Annotated in this window: 17 protein-coding genes; 7 read left to right on the forward strand and 10 right to left on the reverse strand. The window is 36.1% G+C overall.

From position 1 onward, the window contains the following. Positions 1-82: 82 nt before the first annotated feature. Positions 83-1,093 (reverse strand): zinc-binding alcohol dehydrogenase family protein, encoded by a 1,011-nt coding sequence (locus ACG94X_RS05745; RefSeq protein WP_419382780.1) that lies wholly within the window; start codon positions 1,091-1,093, stop codon positions 83-85. A 177-nt stretch (positions 1,094-1,270) separates the two neighbouring features. On the opposite strand from ACG94X_RS05745, the gene ACG94X_RS05750 reads away from it, so the two are divergent. Next, complete coding sequence (locus tag ACG94X_RS05750) at positions 1,271-1,774, forward strand: hypothetical protein (protein ID WP_419382781.1); 504 nt, start codon at positions 1,271-1,273, stop codon at positions 1,772-1,774. A gap of 111 nt (positions 1,775-1,885) precedes the next feature. On the opposite strand, the gene ACG94X_RS05755 is transcribed toward ACG94X_RS05750, so the two are convergent. The 3 genes from ACG94X_RS05755 to ACG94X_RS05765 form a co-directional block, all read right to left on the reverse strand. Further along, the gene (locus ACG94X_RS05755; RefSeq protein ID WP_419382782.1) at positions 1,886-3,226 is read right to left on the reverse strand and encodes a CitMHS family transporter; all 1,341 of its coding nucleotides are present in this window, start codon (positions 3,224-3,226) and stop codon (positions 1,886-1,888) included. A 447-nt stretch (positions 3,227-3,673) separates the two neighbouring features. Beyond that, entirely contained in the window at positions 3,674-5,002 is a 1,329-nt protein-coding gene (gene paeA, locus ACG94X_RS05760) for a polyamine export protein PaeA (RefSeq protein WP_419382783.1), read from the reverse strand. A 129-nt stretch (positions 5,003-5,131) separates the two neighbouring features. Further along, on the reverse strand, positions 5,132-6,121 hold the full coding sequence (locus tag ACG94X_RS05765) for a LysR family transcriptional regulator (protein WP_419382784.1): 990 nt from the start codon (positions 6,119-6,121) through the stop codon (positions 5,132-5,134). Between the two features lie 646 nt (positions 6,122-6,767). On the opposite strand from ACG94X_RS05765, the gene ACG94X_RS05770 reads away from it, so the two are divergent. After that, a complete protein-coding gene (locus ACG94X_RS05770; RefSeq protein ID WP_419382785.1) occupies positions 6,768-8,369 on the forward strand; it encodes an isocitrate lyase in 1,602 nt (533 codons plus the stop codon). A gap of 150 nt (positions 8,370-8,519) precedes the next feature. On the opposite strand, the gene ACG94X_RS05775 is transcribed toward ACG94X_RS05770, so the two are convergent. Further along, positions 8,520-9,002: a copper resistance protein NlpE gene (locus ACG94X_RS05775; protein ID WP_419382786.1), complete on the reverse strand. Its 483-nt coding sequence runs from the start codon at positions 9,000-9,002 to the stop codon at positions 8,520-8,522. Between the two features lie 542 nt (positions 9,003-9,544). On the opposite strand from ACG94X_RS05775, the gene ACG94X_RS05780 reads away from it, so the two are divergent. Further along, complete coding sequence (locus tag ACG94X_RS05780) at positions 9,545-10,138, forward strand: 1-acyl-sn-glycerol-3-phosphate acyltransferase (protein ID WP_419382787.1); 594 nt, start codon at positions 9,545-9,547, stop codon at positions 10,136-10,138. A gap of 141 nt (positions 10,139-10,279) precedes the next feature. Here ACG94X_RS05780 and ACG94X_RS05785 read toward each other — a convergent pair whose 3' ends face one another. From ACG94X_RS05785 to trpS, 5 genes are all read right to left on the reverse strand, one after another. Beyond that, positions 10,280-10,618, reverse strand: coding sequence for a hypothetical protein (locus tag ACG94X_RS05785; RefSeq protein ID WP_419382788.1), 339 nt, complete (start codon positions 10,616-10,618; stop codon positions 10,280-10,282). A gap of 197 nt (positions 10,619-10,815) precedes the next feature. Further along, a complete protein-coding gene (locus ACG94X_RS05790; protein ID WP_419382789.1) occupies positions 10,816-11,547 on the reverse strand; it encodes a sulfite exporter TauE/SafE family protein in 732 nt (243 codons plus the stop codon). Positions 11,548-11,750: 203 nt separating this feature from the next. After that, positions 11,751-13,460 carry a flotillin family protein gene (locus tag ACG94X_RS05795; protein WP_419382790.1) on the reverse strand — a complete coding sequence of 570 codons (1,710 nt, stop codon included), beginning with the start codon at positions 13,458-13,460 and terminating at the stop codon, positions 11,751-11,753. A gap of 22 nt (positions 13,461-13,482) precedes the next feature. Further along, positions 13,483-14,145 carry a YqiJ family protein gene (locus tag ACG94X_RS05800; RefSeq protein WP_419382791.1) on the reverse strand — a complete coding sequence of 221 codons (663 nt, stop codon included), beginning with the start codon at positions 14,143-14,145 and terminating at the stop codon, positions 13,483-13,485. 538 nt (positions 14,146-14,683) lie between these two features. Then, positions 14,684-15,697 (reverse strand): tryptophan--tRNA ligase, encoded by a 1,014-nt coding sequence (gene trpS / locus ACG94X_RS05805; RefSeq protein ID WP_419382792.1) that lies wholly within the window; start codon positions 15,695-15,697, stop codon positions 14,684-14,686. Between the two features lie 197 nt (positions 15,698-15,894). Between trpS and ACG94X_RS05810 the strand changes: the two genes are divergently transcribed. From ACG94X_RS05810 to ACG94X_RS05825, 4 genes are all read left to right on the forward strand, one after another. After that, complete coding sequence (locus tag ACG94X_RS05810; protein ID WP_419382793.1) at positions 15,895-16,821, forward strand: DUF808 domain-containing protein; 927 nt, start codon at positions 15,895-15,897, stop codon at positions 16,819-16,821. A gap of 52 nt (positions 16,822-16,873) precedes the next feature. Next, positions 16,874-17,767 (forward strand): KPN_02809 family neutral zinc metallopeptidase, encoded by an 894-nt coding sequence (ypfJ, locus tag ACG94X_RS05815; RefSeq protein ID WP_419382794.1) that lies wholly within the window; start codon positions 16,874-16,876, stop codon positions 17,765-17,767. Positions 17,768-17,987: 220 nt separating this feature from the next. Beyond that, the gene (locus tag ACG94X_RS05820; RefSeq protein WP_419382795.1) at positions 17,988-19,487 is read left to right on the forward strand and encodes a cation:proton antiporter; all 1,500 of its coding nucleotides are present in this window, start codon (positions 17,988-17,990) and stop codon (positions 19,485-19,487) included. Positions 19,488-20,009: 522 nt separating this feature from the next. After that, a partial coding sequence (locus ACG94X_RS05825) for a BapA/Bap/LapF family prefix-like domain-containing protein (RefSeq protein WP_419382796.1) occupies positions 20,010-20,739 on the forward strand: 730 nt, incomplete at its 3' end.

Here is a 20,739-nt window from a genome sequence, read left to right on the forward strand (position 1 = left end):
CTTATTGTCGATAAGTAGTCTGAAAATGATTAGAGATGAGAATCGATAAAGCGCTTTAGACATCAATAATAAGTATAAAGATCTAAAAACCTTCTAAAACAATTTTGCCAATACTTTGTCCACTTTCTATTAATGCATGTGCTTCAGTTATATTTTTTGCATTAATACGACCTAAATTTTTAGAAAGCGTCGTTTTAATTTTACCTTGATCGACCAATTCAGCCAGATGATTTAAAATTTGTCTTTGGCGTGACATATCTGCGGTTTGAAAAGTAGAACGGGTGAACATTGACTCCCAATGGATCGAAATAGATTTTGCTTTAAAAGGATTAATTACAAAATTATCAGGATCATCAATTAAGCCAAAATGACCTTGTGGTGCAATTAAATTGACAATGGATTGGGTATAACCCGCAGTTCCTGTGATAGAAAAAATATAATCAGGCAGTCCAATATTTAAATCACGAACTTGCTGTTCCAAAGGCTGACGATGATCAATAATATAATCCGCGCCAATGGATGCTAACCATGCTTTTGATTCAGGTCGCGATGCTGTAGCAATTACTTTAAGATTGGTTAATGCTTTTAACAGTTGAACTGTGATTGAACCAACGCCACCTGCAGCGCCAATCACTAAAATTGCAGCATCCGCATGTAGCGCTTCCTGAACTTTAAAACGGTCAAACAGCATTTCCCATGCTGTAATTGAGGTCAGTGGCAGTGCTGCAGCTTCTGCATCATTAAGCGTTTTAGGCTTGAGCCCAACAATTCGTTCATCAACCAATTGAAATTCTGCATAAGAACCATTACGTTGATTAGAGCCTGCATAGAAGACTTCATCGCCAATTTTATAGTGCTGAACATTTTCACCCACTGCTTTAACGATACCTACAGCGTCATGTCCTAAGATTTTCCAAGTCTCATTTTCAGGTGAGGTCCGCTGCCGCATTTTAATATCGACAGGATTAATCGAAATGGCTTTCACTTCGACCAGTAAATCGTGTCCAGAAGCGATCGGTTGTTCTAAAGTTATATCTGAAAACACTTCAGGTTGTGAAATTTGCAAAGGTTTTTTGTAGGCAACTGCTTTCATGAGAAATCACTATTTTTGTCTATATATCAAATCAATATCAGAAATTTCACAATTTAAAAAGCAATCAATTGTGTCTTGTTGTGATGTGGTTAAATAAATACAGTATAGATTATCTCTGACTTAATTATAAATGTATGCGAAAATATGCAATCTATATATTTTGTTTTTAGGACTCCCATGACCGATTCATCTGCATCATTAAGTGATATTGAAATTTTAGACATTTTACAATCGATGAAATCGGATCAATTGGATGTCGAAGCACAGCAAATCATTGTTGATGGAGGAAAAGCAGGTCGTCAGGAAGCGCATAAACAAGCACTTGTCGCATTACACAAAAGCTTTGAAGATAAATTCGTTGAAGCTGTGGTATTGGCTTTGAATTTAAATGAAGGTCAAGCGAAGAAAATCCGTTATAAAAAAGATCGTATTCGTATTTTAAAAGTACGTGGTATCGATTATTTAGCGATTGATGGTGCAGAAACGGCTCAAGTTTTATCGCAAGTTGCACAAGCAATTGTTCGTGAAGATGCTGTAGTTACTCGTGATTTGCACAACATTTTCCCTTTCTGGAAAGAAGGTTGGCCAATGGTGCAATTTGATAATGCGTATAAAATTTTAGAAGACGATATCAAAATTCATTATCAAGCAACTTTAGATGCTTTGCTTTCACTGCGTTAATTTTTAGTATTCAATAAAAAACAAAAGCACGAATTTCGTGCTTTTGCCTTATCTGAAAACCAAGAATATTTGTATTGGGATTAGAAATATTCTCAGTTCAAGATTCTTTGTTTATTGTAAGGTTGAATAGAACGGGAATACACCAAGAACTAATGCAGCAGCCAACATGACAAAACAAGTCAAAATCGCCCATTTAATGGTAAATTTTTGATGTTGACCCAGTTCGATACCAACTAATCCACATAATAAATAAGTCGATGGAACCAGTGGGGAAAGGAGATGTACAGGTTGCCCGACAATAGAAGCACGTGCCATTTCTACAGGCGTAATACCATAGTGAGCGGCAGCTTCTGAAAGAATGGGCAGTACACCGTAGTAGAAAGCATCATTCGACATAAAGAAGGTCAGTGGCATACTTACAATCGCAGTGATCGGTGCTAAGAATGGCCCCATACTCTCTGGAATAATCGCAACAAGTTCCTTAGACATAGAGTCGACCATGCCAGTACCTGTGAGAATTCCTGTAAAGATACCTGCTGCAAAAATAATCCCAACAACGTTTAAAGCACTTCCTGCATGGTTAGCGATCAACGTTTTCTGCATATCAACATCTTTGTAATTCACAACAAGCGCAATACACAGCGCAACCATGAATAGAATAGACATTGGTAATATACCTTTGACCAGACAGATCATGAGGACGACAGTCAGTAACGCATTGAACCATCTTAAATGTGCGCGGTTTGCTTCAGGGTTATTTGATATTTGAATATCATCACCATGACTCACATCTAATTCAACAATACCTAAGCGTTTACGTTCCATACGACCATACATATAGCCGACGAAATATAACCAAACAATTGCAGCAATCATTGGTAAAATCATTGGAATAAATACATCACTTGGGTCTACATGAAGTGCACTGGCTGCACGTGCAGTTGGACCACCCCAAGGCGTTAAGTTCATGATGCCGCTTGCTAGCATCATTAATGCTGCCATGATAAGTGGGCTCATACCTAAACGCTTATAGAGCGGTAACATTGCGGCAACACAGATCATATAGGTTGTAGAACCATCGCCATCCAATGACACAATGATGGTCAGTGTAATTGTACCTATGACCACTTTAAGTGGATCACCTTTGACCAGTTTTAAAATAAATTTAACCGATGGATCGAAGAGACCCGTGTCAATCATGATGGCAAAATAAAGAATTGCGAACAGTAGCATGACACCTGTTGGTGCAAGTTTTTTCACACCATCGAGCATCATTTCGCCCAGTTCTTTGATTTCAATGTGCCCTAAGCTATCTACATAGAAACTAAGACCGTATGCAATAAGTGCGAATAAAATTGGGACAAGTGTAAGGGCTGCAAGCGCTGTCATTCGTCTCGACATGATCAAATACATGAAGCACAAGATCATGCCTAAACCTAATACGGTTAGCATAGTTCAATCCTTGAAGTAGAAATTTTTAGTTTTTTGAGCAAGTGAATGCTAATGTTTATTTAAATAAATTAAAATATACATATTAAAATATTAAATTGATTACTATTTATTAAAAAAATAAAATATTTAAAACAACAACTTACACGACCTGTGTGTTTTTACATCAAAATGGATTTTATTTTTAATATATTGATTTATATCATTATTATTTTCGATAAGTTTGAGTGAATATCAACATGTTAATTTTCATATTTCCAAAATTTATATGCTATTGGCTGAAATATTACACAGGAATTGATCAATACATCGAAATTTATAAGGTTTATTGATGTATGTATATTAATTAAATAAGTTAAATTAATATTTAAATTGTTTTACGTATAAAGTAGAGTAGATAAATAAACCTAGCATTATTCGCTAGGTTTTAAGAATAATCAACAACTCAAATTACAGTGAATCGTGTTCTTCAGTTGTGGTTTCACTTCTTTCAAGTAAGCGAGTCACCAAGAGCTGATCAATTTTAAAATGATCGACATCGACCACTTCAAATTTATAGCCACCAAAAATAGTGGCATCGGCAGGGCGGGGAATTTTACGCAATTGGTACATCATAAAACCTGCTAAGGTTTCATAGTTTTCTTCATCAGGCATTTCATCAATTTCTAAAGCATGCTTTATATCTTCAATTGGTGTGCTGCCTTCAATTAACCATGAATTATTATCACGTTTAATGATTTGCTGTTCTTCTTCCATTGGTGTAACCCAATCACCCATCACCGTAATCATGATGTCGGAAAGTGTGATAACACCCACAACCAAAGCATATTCATTAATTACCACTGCGAATTTTTCTTTAGTCGAGCGAAAACGATCCAAAAGTTCAGACAATGTTAATGTGTCTGGAATGATTAAAACGGTACGAATGGTATTTTCATTGAGTTGTAGTAATGATTGGTTTTTGAGAATACGAACCAAAATATCTTTAGCATCGACATAGCCAATCACTTGGTCAATATTTTCACTGCATACTAAAAATTTAGAATACGGATATTCAGCAAGTTTTTGGCGAATACTATCTTCAGACTCTTTTAAAATAAAGAACACGACATTTTCACGGGTGGTCATACTAGAAGGTACATTACGTTCTTCAAGTTCAAATACATTTTCAATAAAGTGTTGTTCTTGTTTTTGTAAAACACCTGCCAGTGCACCAGCATCCATTGCCGCAGAGATATCATCAAAGGTAATGTTGTCTTCACGTGTGGTATTGATTTTAAATAAGCGGAACAACATATTCGCTATAGCATTTATAAACCAAGCTAAAGGCTTACATACAACAATAAAAATTTGAATAGGATTAATGACTGATACAGCAATTTTTTCGGGTGCAATCATTGCCATACGCTTAGGCATTAAATCTGCAAATAGAATAAATAATGATGTCACCATGGTGAAAGACAGAACAAAACTAATCGTTTCAGCCCAATCTCCAACATAAAAACGTGTCACAAAGTCAAAGAAATAAGGGCGAAACGCACCTTCACCCAAAATACCACCAAGAATGGCAATAGCATTTAAACCGATTTGCGATGCAGCAAAGAACTCAGCAGAGTTTTGCTGTAAGTCTAAGACTTTTCGCGCTCTTTCATCACCTGATTCTGCGAGGATTTTAAGTTTAACTTTACGTGCACCCGCAAGTGCGATTTCAGTTAAAGATAAAAATCCTGCTCCTACAATAAGGACTGCGATGATGAGGATATTCTGGAAGAGGCTCACGAATCCACCTGTGGATCATCATTATTATGAGATATTGTTTAACACAAAAAAGGAGGTGGTAGTGAGTTACTCACTACCGATTTAAAATTAGTATAAGCTTGAAATCATAAGAATTTAAAAAAATTTAGATCAATATTGAGAAAAATGCGAATTATTGTGCATAAATTCACGATTTTCTTCTTCAACCATCTGACGTGCAACATATAAAATCAGTTGGCGTAACCAACGATGTGCAGGGTGATGATGGAGTAAAGGACACCAAGCCATTTTTAATTCAAATTCAGGAATATAAAAAGGAGGGTCTTTAATTAATAAGTTTTGGCTATTTGCTTGTAAACGTGCAATACGTGAAGGTAAAGTCGCAATCAAATCAACATTCGATGCCAAAAGAGCAGGCATTTGATAATGACGAGTAAATACTGAAATTTTGCGTTTTTGACCAATACGCTCTAAAGCTTGATCAATCCAACCTAAACCTGCTTGTTTTTCAGGGTTAACACCAAAGCCAACGCCCATTCCTGTTTTAGATACCCAAATATGTTGTGCATCTAAATAGCTTTTTAAATTTAAATTCGGTGCAGCAGGGTGCTTATTATTCAACAAGCAAGAAAAGCTGTCGCGCCAAACTAAAACTTGATGAAAGCTTTGTGGAATTTCATTAAAGCGGTTAATGGCAAGATCGACTTTACCTTGCTCCATGTCACGGTAAGACACATCACTTGGTGTTAAAAAGTCGAGCACAACATTTGGTGCTTCTGAACGTAAAGCTTTGACTAAACGTGGAACTAAAGTCGCTTCTGCATAATCTGAAGTCATGATACGGAAAACACGATTCGATGTATAAGGACGGAACTCTGTACGAGGTTCCAAAATCATCGATAAATCGGATAAAGCATCACGAATACGTGGTTGTAATTCTAAAGCTCGTTCTGTTGGAGTCATTCCTTCAGAAGAGCGAATCAAAAGTGGGTCATTAAATAAGTTACGCAGACGACGTAAAATATTACTCATGGCAGGTTGGGTAACACCCAATTGTTCAGCAGCACGAGTTACATTTTTTTCACGCAGAAGTACGTCAAGGTAAATTAGAAGGTTTAGATCGACCCGCTCCAGATTCATAAAATAAATACCGAAAATAAAATTTGGAAATCATTTATGATTATGCCATAAGGAAATGGTTTTGTGTAAAAAGCAGATAAAAAAACATCATGCGAACTGGAGCTGATATTGCTATTTATTAGATCGATAATCGTTTGTAAATCATTTATAAGCTCAGCAAGTTAAATACAGAAATAAGAATACAGGACAATATTCCCAATACGGCCAATTTAGCCCTTTGAAATGTTTATTCTAGGTGAATTAATCAACACGTTAATTTTGAGTATTATGGTCCAAAAACAGCAAATATAGACTCGAAAATGATGCATTAAGAAATCTTGTTACAAGCTCAGACTTAAGTCTAATCCTTATTAAAATGACATATTGTATTATTTTTAATCAAAAATATTATTGTAGTTAAATTGATTAACCATTTAAAAACAGTGTTTTGTGAATTTCTTATATAATTATAATACGACTTTGATCTATATATTTTTTAAATAAATACTGAGAATTAACGCAGAATATTGGATTATTTTATAGAGTCAATCTAAGCTAAGCCTATAACAGCGAAGTGTTCTAAATCTGAACAATGCCGCCAATATAGGTGGGAAGTCGATTTAGCCCTTCAATTGATGAAATCCTAATATAAAATACAGGAAATATCATGACTCAATATCAAACAGCGATTGATGCAATCCGTGAATTAAAAGCAAAATTCGGTAGCACTTGGCGCGATATTAGCCCAGAAGATGCTGCACGTATGCAAATGCAAAACCAATTCAAAACTGGTTTAGATATTGCTAAATATACCGCTGCTATTATGCGTCGTGATATGGCTGAGTATGATGCTGACTCTAGCAAATATACACAGTCTTTAGGCTGCTGGCATGGCTTCATCGCGCAACAAAAAATGATTGCGAATAAAAAATATTTCGGTACGACTGACAAGCGTTACATCTACCTTTCTGGTTGGATGGTTGCTGCTCTTCGTTCAGAATTCGGTCCACTTCCTGACCAATCTATGCACGAAAAAACTTCAGTATCTGCATTGATCGGTGAAATTTATACATTCCTTCGTCAAGCTGATGCGAAAGAATTAAACGATTTGTTCCGTGCGCTTAAAAAAGCAAACGAAGCTGGTGATACTGCTAAAGCAACTGAAATCACTGCTCAAATCGATGGTTTCCAAACTCACGTTGTGCCAATTATTGCGGACATCGATGCTGGTTTCGGTAACGAAGAAGCGACTTATTTACTTGCTAAAAAAATGATCGAAGCGGGTGCTTGTGCACTTCAAATCGAAAACCAAGTATCTGATGCTAAGCAATGTGGTCACCAAGCTGGTAAAGTAACTGTTCCACATGAAGACTTTATCTCTAAAATCCATGCATTACGTTATGCATTCTTAGAAATGGGTGTTGATGAAGGTATCATCGTTGCACGTACTGACTCTGAAGGCGCTGACTTAACTCAGAAAATCCCTGTAGTTAAAGAGCCAGGCGACATCGCTTCTCAATATATCAGCTACTTAGACACAACTGAAATTGACATTGCTGATGCTCAAGAAGACGAAATCTTGATCAAACGTGATGGTAAATTACACCGTCCTAAGCGTTTAGCTTCTGGTTTATATCAGTTCCGTGAAGGCACTCAAATTGACCGTGTTGTACTTGACTGTGTGTCTAGCTTACAAAATGGTGCGGATCTTCTTTGGATCGAAACTGCGACTCCAAACGTTGAAGAAATCGCTCACATGGTTAACCGTGTTAAAGAAACAGTTCCAAATGCTAAGCTTGTTTATAACAACAGCCCATCATTCAACTGGACTTTAAACTTCCGTCAACAGTCTTATGACCGTTATGTTGCTGAAGGTAAAGACGTTTCTGCTTATGACCGTGCTAAATTAATGAGCGCTGAATATGACGAAACTGAATTAGCTGCTGATGCTGACGAAAAAGTTCGTACATTCCAAGCTGATGCTTCTCGTGAAGCTGGTGTGTTCCATCACTTGATCACGCTTCCGACTTACCACACAGCTGCTCTTTCTACTCATGAGCTTGCTAAAGGTTACTTCGGCGATCAAGGTATGCTTGCTTATGTTGCTGGCGTACAACGTAAAGAAATCCGCGGTACGATTGCATGTGTTAAACACCAAGCAATGGCTGGTTCTGACATCGGTGATGATCACAAAGAAATCTTCTCTGGTGACAATGCACTTAAAGCGCATGACGATGCTAAAAACACAATGAACCAGTTCGGTGGTTAATCCTCCCGACTGATTTATAAAAACCCTGCGAAAGCAGGGTTTTTTATTGGTTTAAAATTATCGTAATAACCGAATGAATAGGAATAAAAAATATCAGAATCAAACAATTCGTGAGTCATAAGGAACTAAGAATAAATAAGGTGCAATGTCTTATTCTTTGGTCAGCTTATAATCTTCTGCAAGAGAGCCCTCTATTTTCGCACCACTTTCGTAATCACGAGCTTCAATAAAATTTTCACCTACAAAGAACTTACGGCCATCAGCATTTTTATCGAGTGTAATGATTGAACCTGATGAATCAAAAGCGAAAGTACCTGTAGATTTGAACTGTTGACCATCACCTTTGCCTTGATACAACTCGGTGAGTTCGTAGTGATAGTCAGACTTGAGTTCTAGTTGAGTTTCGATGCCAGAACAATCTGCACATGGCAATAAACCTTTATAAGTACCTGCCCAATCTAGACTATTTTCTGCTTGATGTTCAAAGTCGGCAGTTAAATTTGCGGCTTCATTATTTTGTGTCGTTTGCGTTTGAGGGGGAGTTTGAATATCTTCAGAAGCTTGGTCTTTGGGTTTTGTACAGGCGGTAAGAAGCAATCCTAAAATTGAAACTGTGAGTAATGTTTTCTTCATCTTTGATATCTCATTATGAATTCTAGAGCAAATGTATAACGTAGCTCAGCCAGTGATCCTTTTAATTGATTTTTTATTTTATCGCCTGAAAATTTATCATGATATGTGAATAATGTAAGAAATATAAAAAACTAAATTAAATAATAAAATTAGTAATGGTGATAAATGATGTTGTAATTACGGTTGTGGATTAAAAACTATTCAACTTTAAGCTTGTATAAATGTGACGATAAAAATGTGGATTGCATATCTAATAATCAAGATTCAAAGTTTAAAAAATTATTAAAAGATTCATCCATAAAATAAATTTTGATAATCATGATTAAGAATTGCATTGGATTAAATGTTTTAAATGCACCAAATGTTGATATATGCAAATTATCAACATAATTAGCTTAATAATAGATATTTATTCGCAAAATTTGTATATTTATTATTTTATACATTTATATATTAATTGTCTATTTAGTAGGCGAATTGCATTTTTATATTGTGTTTTGATTGCTACAATTCAGCCAATTTTTTATGTATCGGTGCGCTTTGTGTTTGAAAAATTAGCTGAACAAAGTTTGGAGTTAATGGGGTGGGAAATTGACAATCATTGGGATTTAAATATCGACCAATGTGTCATGATTGCCGCACCACATACCAGTAATTGGGATGCTTTATATGCACGCTTGGCGCTCAAAGCTTTAGGGATAAATGTTCGTATTACCATTAAAGATAGTTATATGAAACTACCATTTGGTCCTTTTGTACGGGCAATGGGTGGAATAGGAATTGATCGTCGCCCTAAACAAGATGGTAAGGATCGTCCAAGCATGGTGCAATTGATGGGTGATTTGTTTAAGACACATCCTAAATTGGTGATGTTGGTTACTCCTGAAGGAACTCGTGCTAAACAGGAAAATTGGAAAACGGGTTTTTACCATCTTGCTATGAATGCAGGCGTGCCAATTGCTTTGGCATATATGGATTATGAAAAGAAAAAGACTGGCGTTGGTAAAATTGTTTATCCGACAGGGGATTATGAGCAAGATATGGCTGAAATTATGGATTTTTATGCACAAATTAATCCAAAACACCCAGAGTTATTCAGTGTAGATACACGTTATTATCACACTGATCATAAATAATATTTTATTGTGTTGATTTAAAATATATTTAAACGCGAATCAAAAAATCCTCTCCCTCTTGCGAAACCCTGTTTCTCATCCTTTTAACGGAGAGGGAACTTCAATGTAAATCAAAATTAATTTTGCAAGAGGTCTAATAAATTATAGAGCAACAGTCGGTTGTATTTTTTGGATACCACCCAGTGAATGGCAGGCTTCTGTGTAGACAACATATTGTTGTTGAACCACTTCATTCAACGGTAAATCGAAAAGTTCATCCCCAGATTTATAGCTTTCTATATATGTCGTTGCTTTTTGCTTACTTGCCGCCAATGACTGTTCGTAATAACTTGTGATTGCGCTATGGGTTAATTGACTGGTTTCAACATTATTACATTGAAACTGATTCAATAATTTTTCAGCTATTTTAATTTCACTAGATGTGCCAATTGCACATCCTGTTAAGAAAAGAATTATACTTAATAAAAACGAGGTTTTCATCACAATAATTTATAAAAAATGAGTAATGAGATTCTATGCTTAATTGCACTTTATAAATAGGGATGTAACCTTTAATTATTTGAAATATAGTGTTAGTTGTAGAAGTATTGTGCAGTTGAGTAGGTGAATAATTTTTTAGATTAAAAATTCAATCATTGTCTATTTTACTGTGGCGAATTTATAAATAAAGATGAGTTTTAAGCAATTGTGGTGCTGAGTAAAAAACAGCCTGAAGTAAATAATAAACCAAGTACGATACGTTTAAACTGTTGCTCTGAAATTTTATAAAATAATTGAGCACCTAATATTGCTGGAATACTGACACTGATCATAATTAAAGCAAAATAAGGCAAATGTTGCTTTTGAATCGTGTCTTGAGCAAGATAAATGACGATGGTAAAAAGCTGAATGGCAAAATTGAAATGCCTCAAGATATAACGTTGCTGCTCTTTCGGTAGATTTTTAAGCATGACCCACGCAGCGGGAGCAGCACCACAAAAACCGCCTAAGCCACCTAAAATACCACCTAGAAAACCAACACTGCTATCTGCGAATTTTCCCATCTTTTGAATACGTGAAAACTCAGGTGCGAAGTACATGATTGGGCACCAAAGCACTAGAAAAATCCCGAGTATAATTTTAAAGGTATGTCCATCAATCAGATGTAATAAATAAGTGCCGAGTGGCACACCGATTAAACCTGCTACTATATAGGGTAATACCAATGAGAAAGGCAAGTGATGCTTTTGTTCTTTGCCTAAGGCAATGATATGACTCCATAATGAAGCAAAAACAACAATAGGTGCTGCAAGCTGCGGAGGTAAAATCCATACCCAAAAAGACATAGCAATAAGTGCAAATGCGAAACCGGTTAGACCTTGTACAAAGCCTGCAACTACGGCACCAATAATAAAAATAAGCCAAGTCATAAGTATAAATCAGTGCCAATAATGGAAGTTTCAGAATAGTTTGAAATTTCAGGATATTGAGAAATTAGGCACTATTTTAAAAGAAGTTTATCAATAAAACCCTCATTAAATTCATCATTTTTTTCGCTTTAGATATATGGCGATATGATTGATTCACCATAAAAGCCTCTACGAATAGAGGCTCCATTTTCAATTAAGCTGAATTATTTATCTGTTTTTGGATGCAAAGTCTGCGTTAAGCCATTGATGTCGCCACCGTTAATGCCTAACTCACTCATTAAACTGTCTATGAGGGGAGCTTGCGAGCGGTAACGTAAGGCACTATTCACCACTTGATCTGAAAGCGCAACTTGACCTTGCTCACCGTGTTCATTACTGCCAGTACTCGAACCAATAGCTCCCAAGCCATTGACTTGGAGAATTTTGATATCATCAATATTTTCCATTGGCTTAACACTTTCACGAATGATTTCAGGTAAATATTTGAGTAAAGCTAAACGAATTTGCATTTCAACTTGTTCAGTAGACAGAATATTATTGGCTTCATTGACAGCACGTGTACCTGCTGAATCTACTTGGTATTGTTTTTCTTGAGCCTGAGCAAGCAAAATTTTTGCATCAGCCTCACCTTTGGCTTTTAAACGCACTTTTTCAGCTTCAGCCTCTGCACCAATACGAATTGCTTCGGCATCATCTGCTGCTGCAAGTTTAGACGCTTCTGCTGCAACTGTGATTGCAATTGCATCTGTCTCTGCGACCTGTTTAGCTGCAACCAATTCAACTGCTTTTATACGTTCTGCACGTTGGGTTTCACGAACGGTGGTGACTTCTTCTTCTGCTTTTACCGCTTGGGCGCGAGCTTGGTCAGCGAGTGCTTTAGCCTCAGATTCTGCACGTGATTTCTCTGCAATGGCAATGGCACGATCTTGCTCTGCCAATTCAATGGTCTTTTTCTGTTCGACTTGTGCTTTTTGAATTGCTTGAGCTTTTAGAATATTTTCATTCTCAATGTCACGGTCAGCAGCAATACGTTTTAATTGCACTTCACGATCAGCGGCAATTTTTGCTTCGCCAGCTTCACGTTGCTTTTCCGATTCTTGTGTTGCAATTTCAGCTTGTTGTTCTGCACGACGAATAGAAAGTTCACGAATTTGCTCCATCTTAGAATATTCTTCTTCACGTGTAATTTTAAGACGGGCTTGTTCGGTTTCAAGGTTTTTAGTTTTGATTGCAAGGTCTGCATCTTGTTCAAGACCATTACGTTTTTTACGACGATCTTCGATTGTTTCTGTAAGTTTAGTTAAACCTTCAGCATCAAAAATATTTTGAGGATTGAAAAATTTAAAATCTGTTTGGTCTAAACCTGTCAAAGATACAGTTTCTAATTCAAGACCATTTTTAAACAATTCCTCAGAGACTGCTTGTTGGACTTTTTGTACAAAGTCTACGCGCTTTTCATGTAATTCTTCCATAGCCATTTCAGCAGCAACAGAACGTAATGAATCGACAAATTTGCCTTCGACTAACGATTTTAATTCATCAGGTTGCATGGTTTTTTTACCCAAAGTTTGGGCAGCAGTTGCAATAGATTCAGCTGTTGGTTTTACACGAACATAAAACTCAGCGGCAACATCAACGCGCATACGATCTCTGGTAATTAATGCTTGGTCTGCGGCACGTTTTACTTCTAAACGTAGCGTGTTCATATTGACTGGAATCACTTCATGTAAAACAGGAAGAACAATCGCTCCACCATTTAAAATGACTTTTTCTCCACCAAATCCTGTTCGGACAAAGGAAACTTCTTTACTCGATCGTTTATAAAGTCTGGCAATAATTGTACCAATGACAATTAATGAAATTAAAATAATGCTCGCGAATACAAGTATTTGATATAAGTTTGAGTCAAACATTTTATTATCTCTTGTCTAGTTTTTAGATTGAAATGTAAACGGCTTGAAAGCCCACTTTTGTTTTTTGGGTCAAAACAACCTCTTGACCTTGCAGAAACACAACATCTGTTTCTGGTTCTACTAAAATGTAATGCATTTGACCAAATTGATCGCTGACCTTGGCTTGAGCAGGATAATTTAACTTCGCATTACCTAAAATAATTTGGGCAGTACGACCAATCAGTTCATCACTATGAATCGCTGTCGTTTCATCTTTAGGCAAAATTTTGGCAATAATAGCGGCACTGGTTCTGACTAAAGGCATACATAAAATGAAACTAGCAGGTGCGATGATCCAAAGTGGAAAATAACTATTTGTATAATAGTGATAAATATTTTGAGTGATCAAGCCAAATAGGGCATAAACGGTGAGAAAAATAATCAACCAAACTAAAACGGGAACACGACCTAAATAAAGCCAGTCTAAAAACTGTATAAAAATATTACTTGAGTCTAGATCTACATCTGCATGATGTGTATTGGGATGATTTACGTCAAGTAATTGATCTGGAATAAATTGGTCAAGAAAACCTTGCGAGCTTAAGCCAATAATTAACAGTAGACCTTCTAAAATACCCAATAGAAACATTAAGCATAAACTTACGCTAAAAAGTAAATTCGATGGATGCGTAAAAAGTTCCCACATATTATTGTACTCAAAATTTTTGTGATCAGAATTGTTATAAATTTTTTCATTTTAGATGAAAGACTAAATGTATCATCAATTGATCAATAAAGTTTATCGTTTTTACAATAGACACGCAATGCAGTTTTATTTTATTGAAATAAAAATCAATAGTTTAATTGTTGATTACTATTTTTTTATTTAAAAAGGCTTAAAAATATTGCTTGCTATTCACTCAATGATTACATTATAAATATTAAAGCTTGCAGAGTGAATTACAGACAAAAAAAATACGCAACGATTGGGGTGATCATTGCGTATAACAACGAATCTGTTTTCACAGTTTCGGTTAAGGAGAAATGTTATGAACTTTGGGGAAAATTCATAACTTGAGTAAATTGTAGATGTTCATCTCTGTAAGTTCATTGGTATTCACGTTAATAAGTGTTAAATCTCGTAAACGTGATTAAAGTGTGAACAGCTTCAAACAAAAATAGCCTTTCATTTGAAAGGCTATTTTTGTTTATTCAAAGCTTAATTTATTGAAGATTGAATCATTTTAGAAGTGAAAAACTCCAAGTCCATTTTTGATCTCATCTAAAGTATCTTGCGTGATAATACGGCATTTGTCCGTACCTGTTTTCAAAATATCCATAATATAATCAGGATCTTTAGCAAGTTCCATGCGGCGCTCGCGAATTGGTGTAATCAATTCTTTTAACACTGCTTCAAGACGTTTTTTCACTGTACCATCGCCCAAACCGCCACGACGATAATGCGCTTTTAACTCTTCAATTTCTTCTTTGTTTGGATCAAATGCATCCAAATAAGTAAATACAATATTTCCTTCAACCTGACCTGGATCTTCAATGCGAAGATGGTTCGGGTCGGTATACATTGCATTCACAGCTTTCTTAATGTCTTTATCTGAAGCATCAAGCACAATGGTATTGCCTAACGACTTCGACATTTTTGCTTTACCATCGAAACCAGGTAGACGGCTCATATTCGAAAGCAATGCTTTGCATTCAGGTAAAACTTCTTGGCCAATTTGACGGTTCAAACGACGAACGATTTCATTGGTTTGTTCAATCATTGGAATTTGATCGTCACCAACTGGAACAACAGTCGCTTTAAATGCAGTGATATCGGCAGCTTGAGCAACTGGGTAGCATAAGAAACCAGCAGGAATATCACGTTCAAAACCACGTAATTGAATCTCAGCTTTAATGGTCGGGTTACGTTCTAAACGTGAAACCGTGACAAAGTTAAGATACAACATAGTGAGTTCATTCAAAGCAGGTAAGCAAGATTGAACGCAAATCGTCGTTTTTGTTGGATCAATTCCAACAGCCAAATAATCTGTAGCCACTTCGATAATATTACGACGGACTTTTTCAAAGTTATCCGCGTTATCCGTCAGTGCTTGAGCATCTGCTAGAAGAAGATGTTGATGATGAGAATCTTGTAAGCCCACTCGTGAACGTAAAGAACCTACAAAATGCCCTAAATGTAGTTGTCCAGTAGGACGGTCGCCTGTCAAAATGACAGGACGATTATCTTGATTCGCCATTATCCGCTTCCAACGTCTTATAATAGACAGTCATGTTTTATGAATGGGCACATTGTACGAGATTATTTATTTTAATGTCAGTGAAAAATTACATTGGATTTATTTTTATCAGTAAATGTGAATATCTACAAAAAATTCTATAGAAAAAAAGAATTACACATTAAAATAGTGAAATAACTAAAATTTTGGATAAAAAAATGGCGAGCAGTTTATTAATATTATTAGATGATATTGCAGCAGTACTTGATGATGTTGCGGTGATGAGCAAAATGGCTGCTAAAAAAACAGCAGGTGTTCTAGGCGATGATTTAGCCTTAAATGCTCAACAAGTCAGTGGTGTACGTTCAGATCGTGAATTGCCAGTAGTTTGGGCGGTGGCAAAAGGTTCATTTATCAATAAATTGATTTTGGTGCCATTGGCATTAGCGATCAGTTTTTTTGCACCTTGGTTAATTACACCTTTGTTGATGATAGGCGGTTTATTTTTATGTTATGAAGGTGTTGAAAAAGTCATTCATAGTGTGCAGCATAAAAAAGCCAAAACAGAACAAGCAGCCCAACAAGAACTTGAACAGATTGAAACTGATCTGGAAACATTTGAAAAAGATAAAATTAAAGGTGCTGTACGTACTGACTTTATTCTTTCGGCTGAAATTGTGGTGATTTCACTTGGAACGGTTGCTGCAGCAACGTTTAGCACGAAAGTCATGGTTCTTTCTGTTATTGCGATTTTAATGACCGTTGGCGTATATGGTTTTGTTGCAATGATTGTAAAAATTGACGATCTCGGCTTATACCTAACACAACAGGCATCTAGTTTTAAACAAACGATTGGACGTGGTTTACTTGCATTTGCACCTAAGTTAATGAAAACACTGACCATCGTGGGGACTGTGGCGATGTTTCTTGTCGGTGGGGGAATTATCACGCATGCTGTTTCTTCTTTACATCATTTAACTGAAGAAGCTGTTGATCATGCTGAACTTATTCCAACGGTAGGTAATATTATTGGTGCAGTCACACCGACTTTGATTAACCTTATTATTGGTATTGTGGCAGGATTGTTGGTGGTATTGGTCTTAGGGCTGATCAATAAAATTCGTAATAAATCAACAACTGCATAATATGGAAAAACATCATAAAATTTTTTCAATTTAAAATAAAAAGGATAGGGCTATGCGCTGGAAAGGACGTCGTGTCAGTGAAAATGTTGAAGATCGCCGTGGTGGTGGTCGTGGTGCTAAAGCCGGTGGTATTAGTATCATCGGGTTAATTGTCGCTTTTGTCGCATGGAAATTTTTTGGTGTAGATCCTCAACAAGCATATCAAGCTACTAAACAAGTGACTTCGGCAGGGGCGACACAAGGTGCTGCTCCGACCAATTTGACACCTGAGCAGCAAGAGGCATCTGGTTTCGTTGGAACAGTTTTGGCAGATACAGAAGATACATGGACACCTATTTTTAAACAGCAAGGTGTTCAGTATGTTTCACCAAAATTGGTGATGTTTAGTGGAGCAATACAGTCAGGTTGTGGTTCAGCTGAATCTGCAATGGGGCCATTTTATTGTCCGGCAGACCAAAAAGTTTATATCGATACTCAATTCTTTAAAGACATGCGCCAGCAAATGGGTATTTCAGGCGAACAAAATCAATCTGAACTTTCAGCAAAAGATGAAGCAGGTGATTTTGCACAGGCTTATGTCATCGCGCATGAAGTTGGACATCATGTTCAAAATCTTTTAGGTATTTCTTCCCAAGTTCAGCAGGCACGTAAACAAGCCAATGCAGCTCAAGGTAATCAACTATCTGTTCGTTTAGAGTTACAAGCGGACTGTTTAGCGGGTGTCTGGGCAAACCATACGCAACAGCGTACACAGTTTCTGGACAAGGGCGATATAGAAGAAGCGATGGATGCAGCGCAGAAAATTGGTGATGACTATTTACAGAAAAAAGCCCGTGGATATGCCGTACCAGATAGCTTCACGCATGGTACCAGTGCACAGCGTATGCAATGGTTTAATACAGGGATGAAAACTGGCGACATTAATAGTTGTGATACTTTTAAGTAAATTTATTTTGAGTGTGAATTGAGAGAGTGATTTGCTCTCTTTTTAATTGAGAATGATTTTACTCATCTACTTTTATGTTAAAAAATATAACCAATAAGCATTATTACCACTATTTTTTGTAAAATTATTATTCTGGGTGAATAGTCTTTTGTTTTGTATTTCTTTAGGAAATGATTGAGTGTTTGGTGTTCATTTAAATTAAAAATAAAATAGGACTCTGATGGGTAATTATTTTTTTCTCCAAGTGTTTACCGTTGTTTTTGCACTTTCGATTGCGACAACAATTTTTAATAAACGCATTTTAGGATTCCCACAAGCGATTGGAGTACCGCTGGTTTCTGCAATTTTTGTTTTCATTTTGCAATGGGGTGCAAGTTTACTGAACGGTAATCAATTTATATCTATCAATATTCATAATATAGAAGAAGCAGTAAGAAATATTGATTTTTATGATTTCTTGGTTAATGGCGTTATTTGTTTTATTTTGACTTCGTCAGCACTCAAATTCAAAGTTTCCGATCTAAAAGTATATTGGAAACCGATCAGCATACTTGCTACCATTGCTTTATTGCTTTGCGCTGCATTTTTTGCAGGACTGGTTTTTGGCTTCCAATATTTGGTGGGAAATCCTGTACCGATATTAATCTTATTACTATTAGGTTCTGCTTTAGGGGCGACAGATCCCATCGGAATTAAAGGTGTCTTAAGTTCTGTACGTGCGCCACACCATTTAATCGTCAAACTTGAAGGCGAATCATTATTTAATGATGCGATGTGTATTGCTGTATTTATGACATTGTTGAATGTATTGAAAGGTGAGCATTTTAGTTTAGCGGCAACATTGCAAACGTTACTCTATGAAATTGTTGTAGCAGTGATTATTGGTTGGGCATTCGGTTTAGGTATTTTACGTCTCATGCGTGGTAAGCATGAAATGGAGTCACTCATTTTGACCACGGCATTGTTGGCATGTGGTTCATATTTGGTCGCATTATTTGCCCATGCCTCAGCACCAATTGCGTGTGTGATTGGCGGTTTAATAGTTGGGAATAAATGGAAAGAAATTTTACAAGATCGTGAAATTCGAGAGGTAAACCATTTTTGGCATACTGTTGAAGGGATTATCAATTCATTCTTATTCACATTAATCGGTTTAGAGATTTTTATTTTAGATTTGAGTACCAGTTTGATTCTCGGTGGTATTTTTGCCTTCTTTGCTCTACATTTATCACGATTTGCAGCCAACTTTTTATCATTTGCATTTTTCCCATCTTTTCGTAAAAAAAGTTATAACGGTAGTTTAGCAATCCTATCTTGGGGGGGAGTACGCGGTGGTATTTCTTTGGCTTTGATCCTTGCCGTGGCGAATGTGCCAGAATTACGAGAATATAGTAGTATTTTGATCGGATACACTTTTATTAGCGTTTTACTTTCAGGTGTGGTTTGTGGACTCGGTCTGCCAGCGGTAATGAATGCATTTTATTACAATCCTAAAGAGGAGACGACAGGCTTCAAAGGCTGGTATCAACGCATATGTAATAAGATGAATAGAACAGGGGTGAAATATATCGTTGGTGAAGATGCAGAAGGACATGAAACGATCACGATTTATAATCCTGAAGCTTTGGTCGATAAAAAATCGGCTGATGGTGTCACATCTGTTCATCATCCTGAAAAAGCGCAAGAAGTAAAACGTTTAGAAAACCCAAATAATTTCTAAAAATTGTACGACTTTGTAAAATTTGGATGAATTTTCCACGTACCATTTATTAAACGATAAAACACATCGAATGCTTTCTTACGATGTGTTTTTTACTTATAGAATTTAAAATAATTATTTTCAAATGCTGATTAATAAGTATATGAATATTAGCGGTAATTTAAATTTAAAATGAACAAATAATAAAAAAAAATATATAAATAACAATTTTCATAATGAAATTAAGCTATTGATAAATATATTTATTTTAAAATTATTAAAATATAATTATGTGATAAATATCGTTAAAAAAAATTTAATACTATCGATATTTTGCACAAAAATAATGATTTAGAGTAAAAAAATAAACTTTTAATTGGTATATTTCACGCAAAATACTTAAATAATAAAACAATATACATAATTATATTATAGTGTGATAATAATCACATTGTTTAACATAGCATTAACTGTCACATCTAACTTAAAAAATGTGCGGATAAAAACTAAATTTCTAAAAATCAATGTATTAGAGGTTATAAAATGACAATCATAACAATTATTGCTAAAGAAAGTCACAGCATTTTGCAGCAGACGACAGCGAATGATATTCATTTGACGGAAAATTCTGTTGTGGTGGTCAATGTGTCTAAGGATGATGTGCAAACATTAGTACGCAATGGCAACTCACTGGTGGTTACACTAAAAAATGGAGAAAAAATAGTCATAGAAAACTATTTTAATGACAAAAATAATTTAGATAATTCAATTGTCTTCCAAGATGATACAGGTAAATTGTTTACGCTAGGTGACTTTGGCGCTGATGGTGTTGTTGTAAATTATAATCCGATTGAATCGGTTGAGCCTTTGTTATATCACGATGGAGCTGTGCCAATTTTACCGTGGCTTGGTGCCGCATTGGGGGCTGGTGCAATTGCTGCTATTGTGGCAAATGATGATAAAGATGATGGTAAAGATACGACAGCACCAGCTAAACCAACTGCACCAACAGACTTTGTAGATAATCAAGGTACTGATCAAGGTACATTCCCAGGTGGTACACAAACAGATGACACCACACCAGGGATTGTGATTGGTTCAGTGACACCAGGTGAAACACCAACATTGATTGTCGATGGTGTAGAAGTTCCATCAACGTATGATCCAACGACAGGTACATTGACGCCAGTGAATCCGTTACCTGAAGGTCCGCATGATGTGACCTATACAATTACGGATCCAGCGGGTAATACCAGTGAGCCAAGTGATCCAA

This window comes from Acinetobacter psychrotolerans (assembly GCF_048552595.1).
GTDB lineage: Bacteria > Pseudomonadota > Gammaproteobacteria > Pseudomonadales > Moraxellaceae > Acinetobacter.

Coding starts and splice junctions, on each gene's coding strand:
- ACG94X_RS05820 (WP_419382795.1), top strand. CDS start 17,988: ATGGGTAATTATTTTTTTCTCCAAGTGTTTACCGTTGTTTTTGCACTT.
- ACG94X_RS05800 (WP_419382791.1), bottom strand. CDS start 14,145: ATGTGGGAACTTTTTACGCATCCATCGAATTTACTTTTTAGCGTAAGT.
- ACG94X_RS05770 (WP_419382785.1), top strand. CDS start 6,768: ATGACTCAATATCAAACAGCGATTGATGCAATCCGTGAATTAAAAGCA.
- ACG94X_RS05810 (WP_419382793.1), top strand. CDS start 15,895: ATGGCGAGCAGTTTATTAATATTATTAGATGATATTGCAGCAGTACTT.
- ypfJ (WP_419382794.1), top strand. CDS start 16,874: ATGCGCTGGAAAGGACGTCGTGTCAGTGAAAATGTTGAAGATCGCCGT.
- ACG94X_RS05755 (WP_419382782.1), bottom strand. CDS start 3,226: ATGCTAACCGTATTAGGTTTAGGCATGATCTTGTGCTTCATGTATTTG.
- ACG94X_RS05795 (WP_419382790.1), bottom strand. CDS start 13,460: ATGTTTGACTCAAACTTATATCAAATACTTGTATTCGCGAGCATTATT.
- ACG94X_RS05750 (WP_419382781.1), top strand. CDS start 1,271: ATGACCGATTCATCTGCATCATTAAGTGATATTGAAATTTTAGACATT.
- ACG94X_RS05775 (WP_419382786.1), bottom strand. CDS start 9,002: ATGAAGAAAACATTACTCACAGTTTCAATTTTAGGATTGCTTCTTACC.
- ACG94X_RS05745 (WP_419382780.1), bottom strand. CDS start 1,093: ATGAAAGCAGTTGCCTACAAAAAACCTTTGCAAATTTCACAACCTGAA.
- trpS (WP_419382792.1), bottom strand. CDS start 15,697: ATGGCGAATCAAGATAATCGTCCTGTCATTTTGACAGGCGACCGTCCT.
- ACG94X_RS05765 (WP_419382784.1), bottom strand. CDS start 6,121: ATGAATCTGGAGCGGGTCGATCTAAACCTTCTAATTTACCTTGACGTA.
- ACG94X_RS05790 (WP_419382789.1), bottom strand. CDS start 11,547: ATGACTTGGCTTATTTTTATTATTGGTGCCGTAGTTGCAGGCTTTGTA.
- ACG94X_RS05785 (WP_419382788.1), bottom strand. CDS start 10,618: ATGAAAACCTCGTTTTTATTAAGTATAATTCTTTTCTTAACAGGATGT.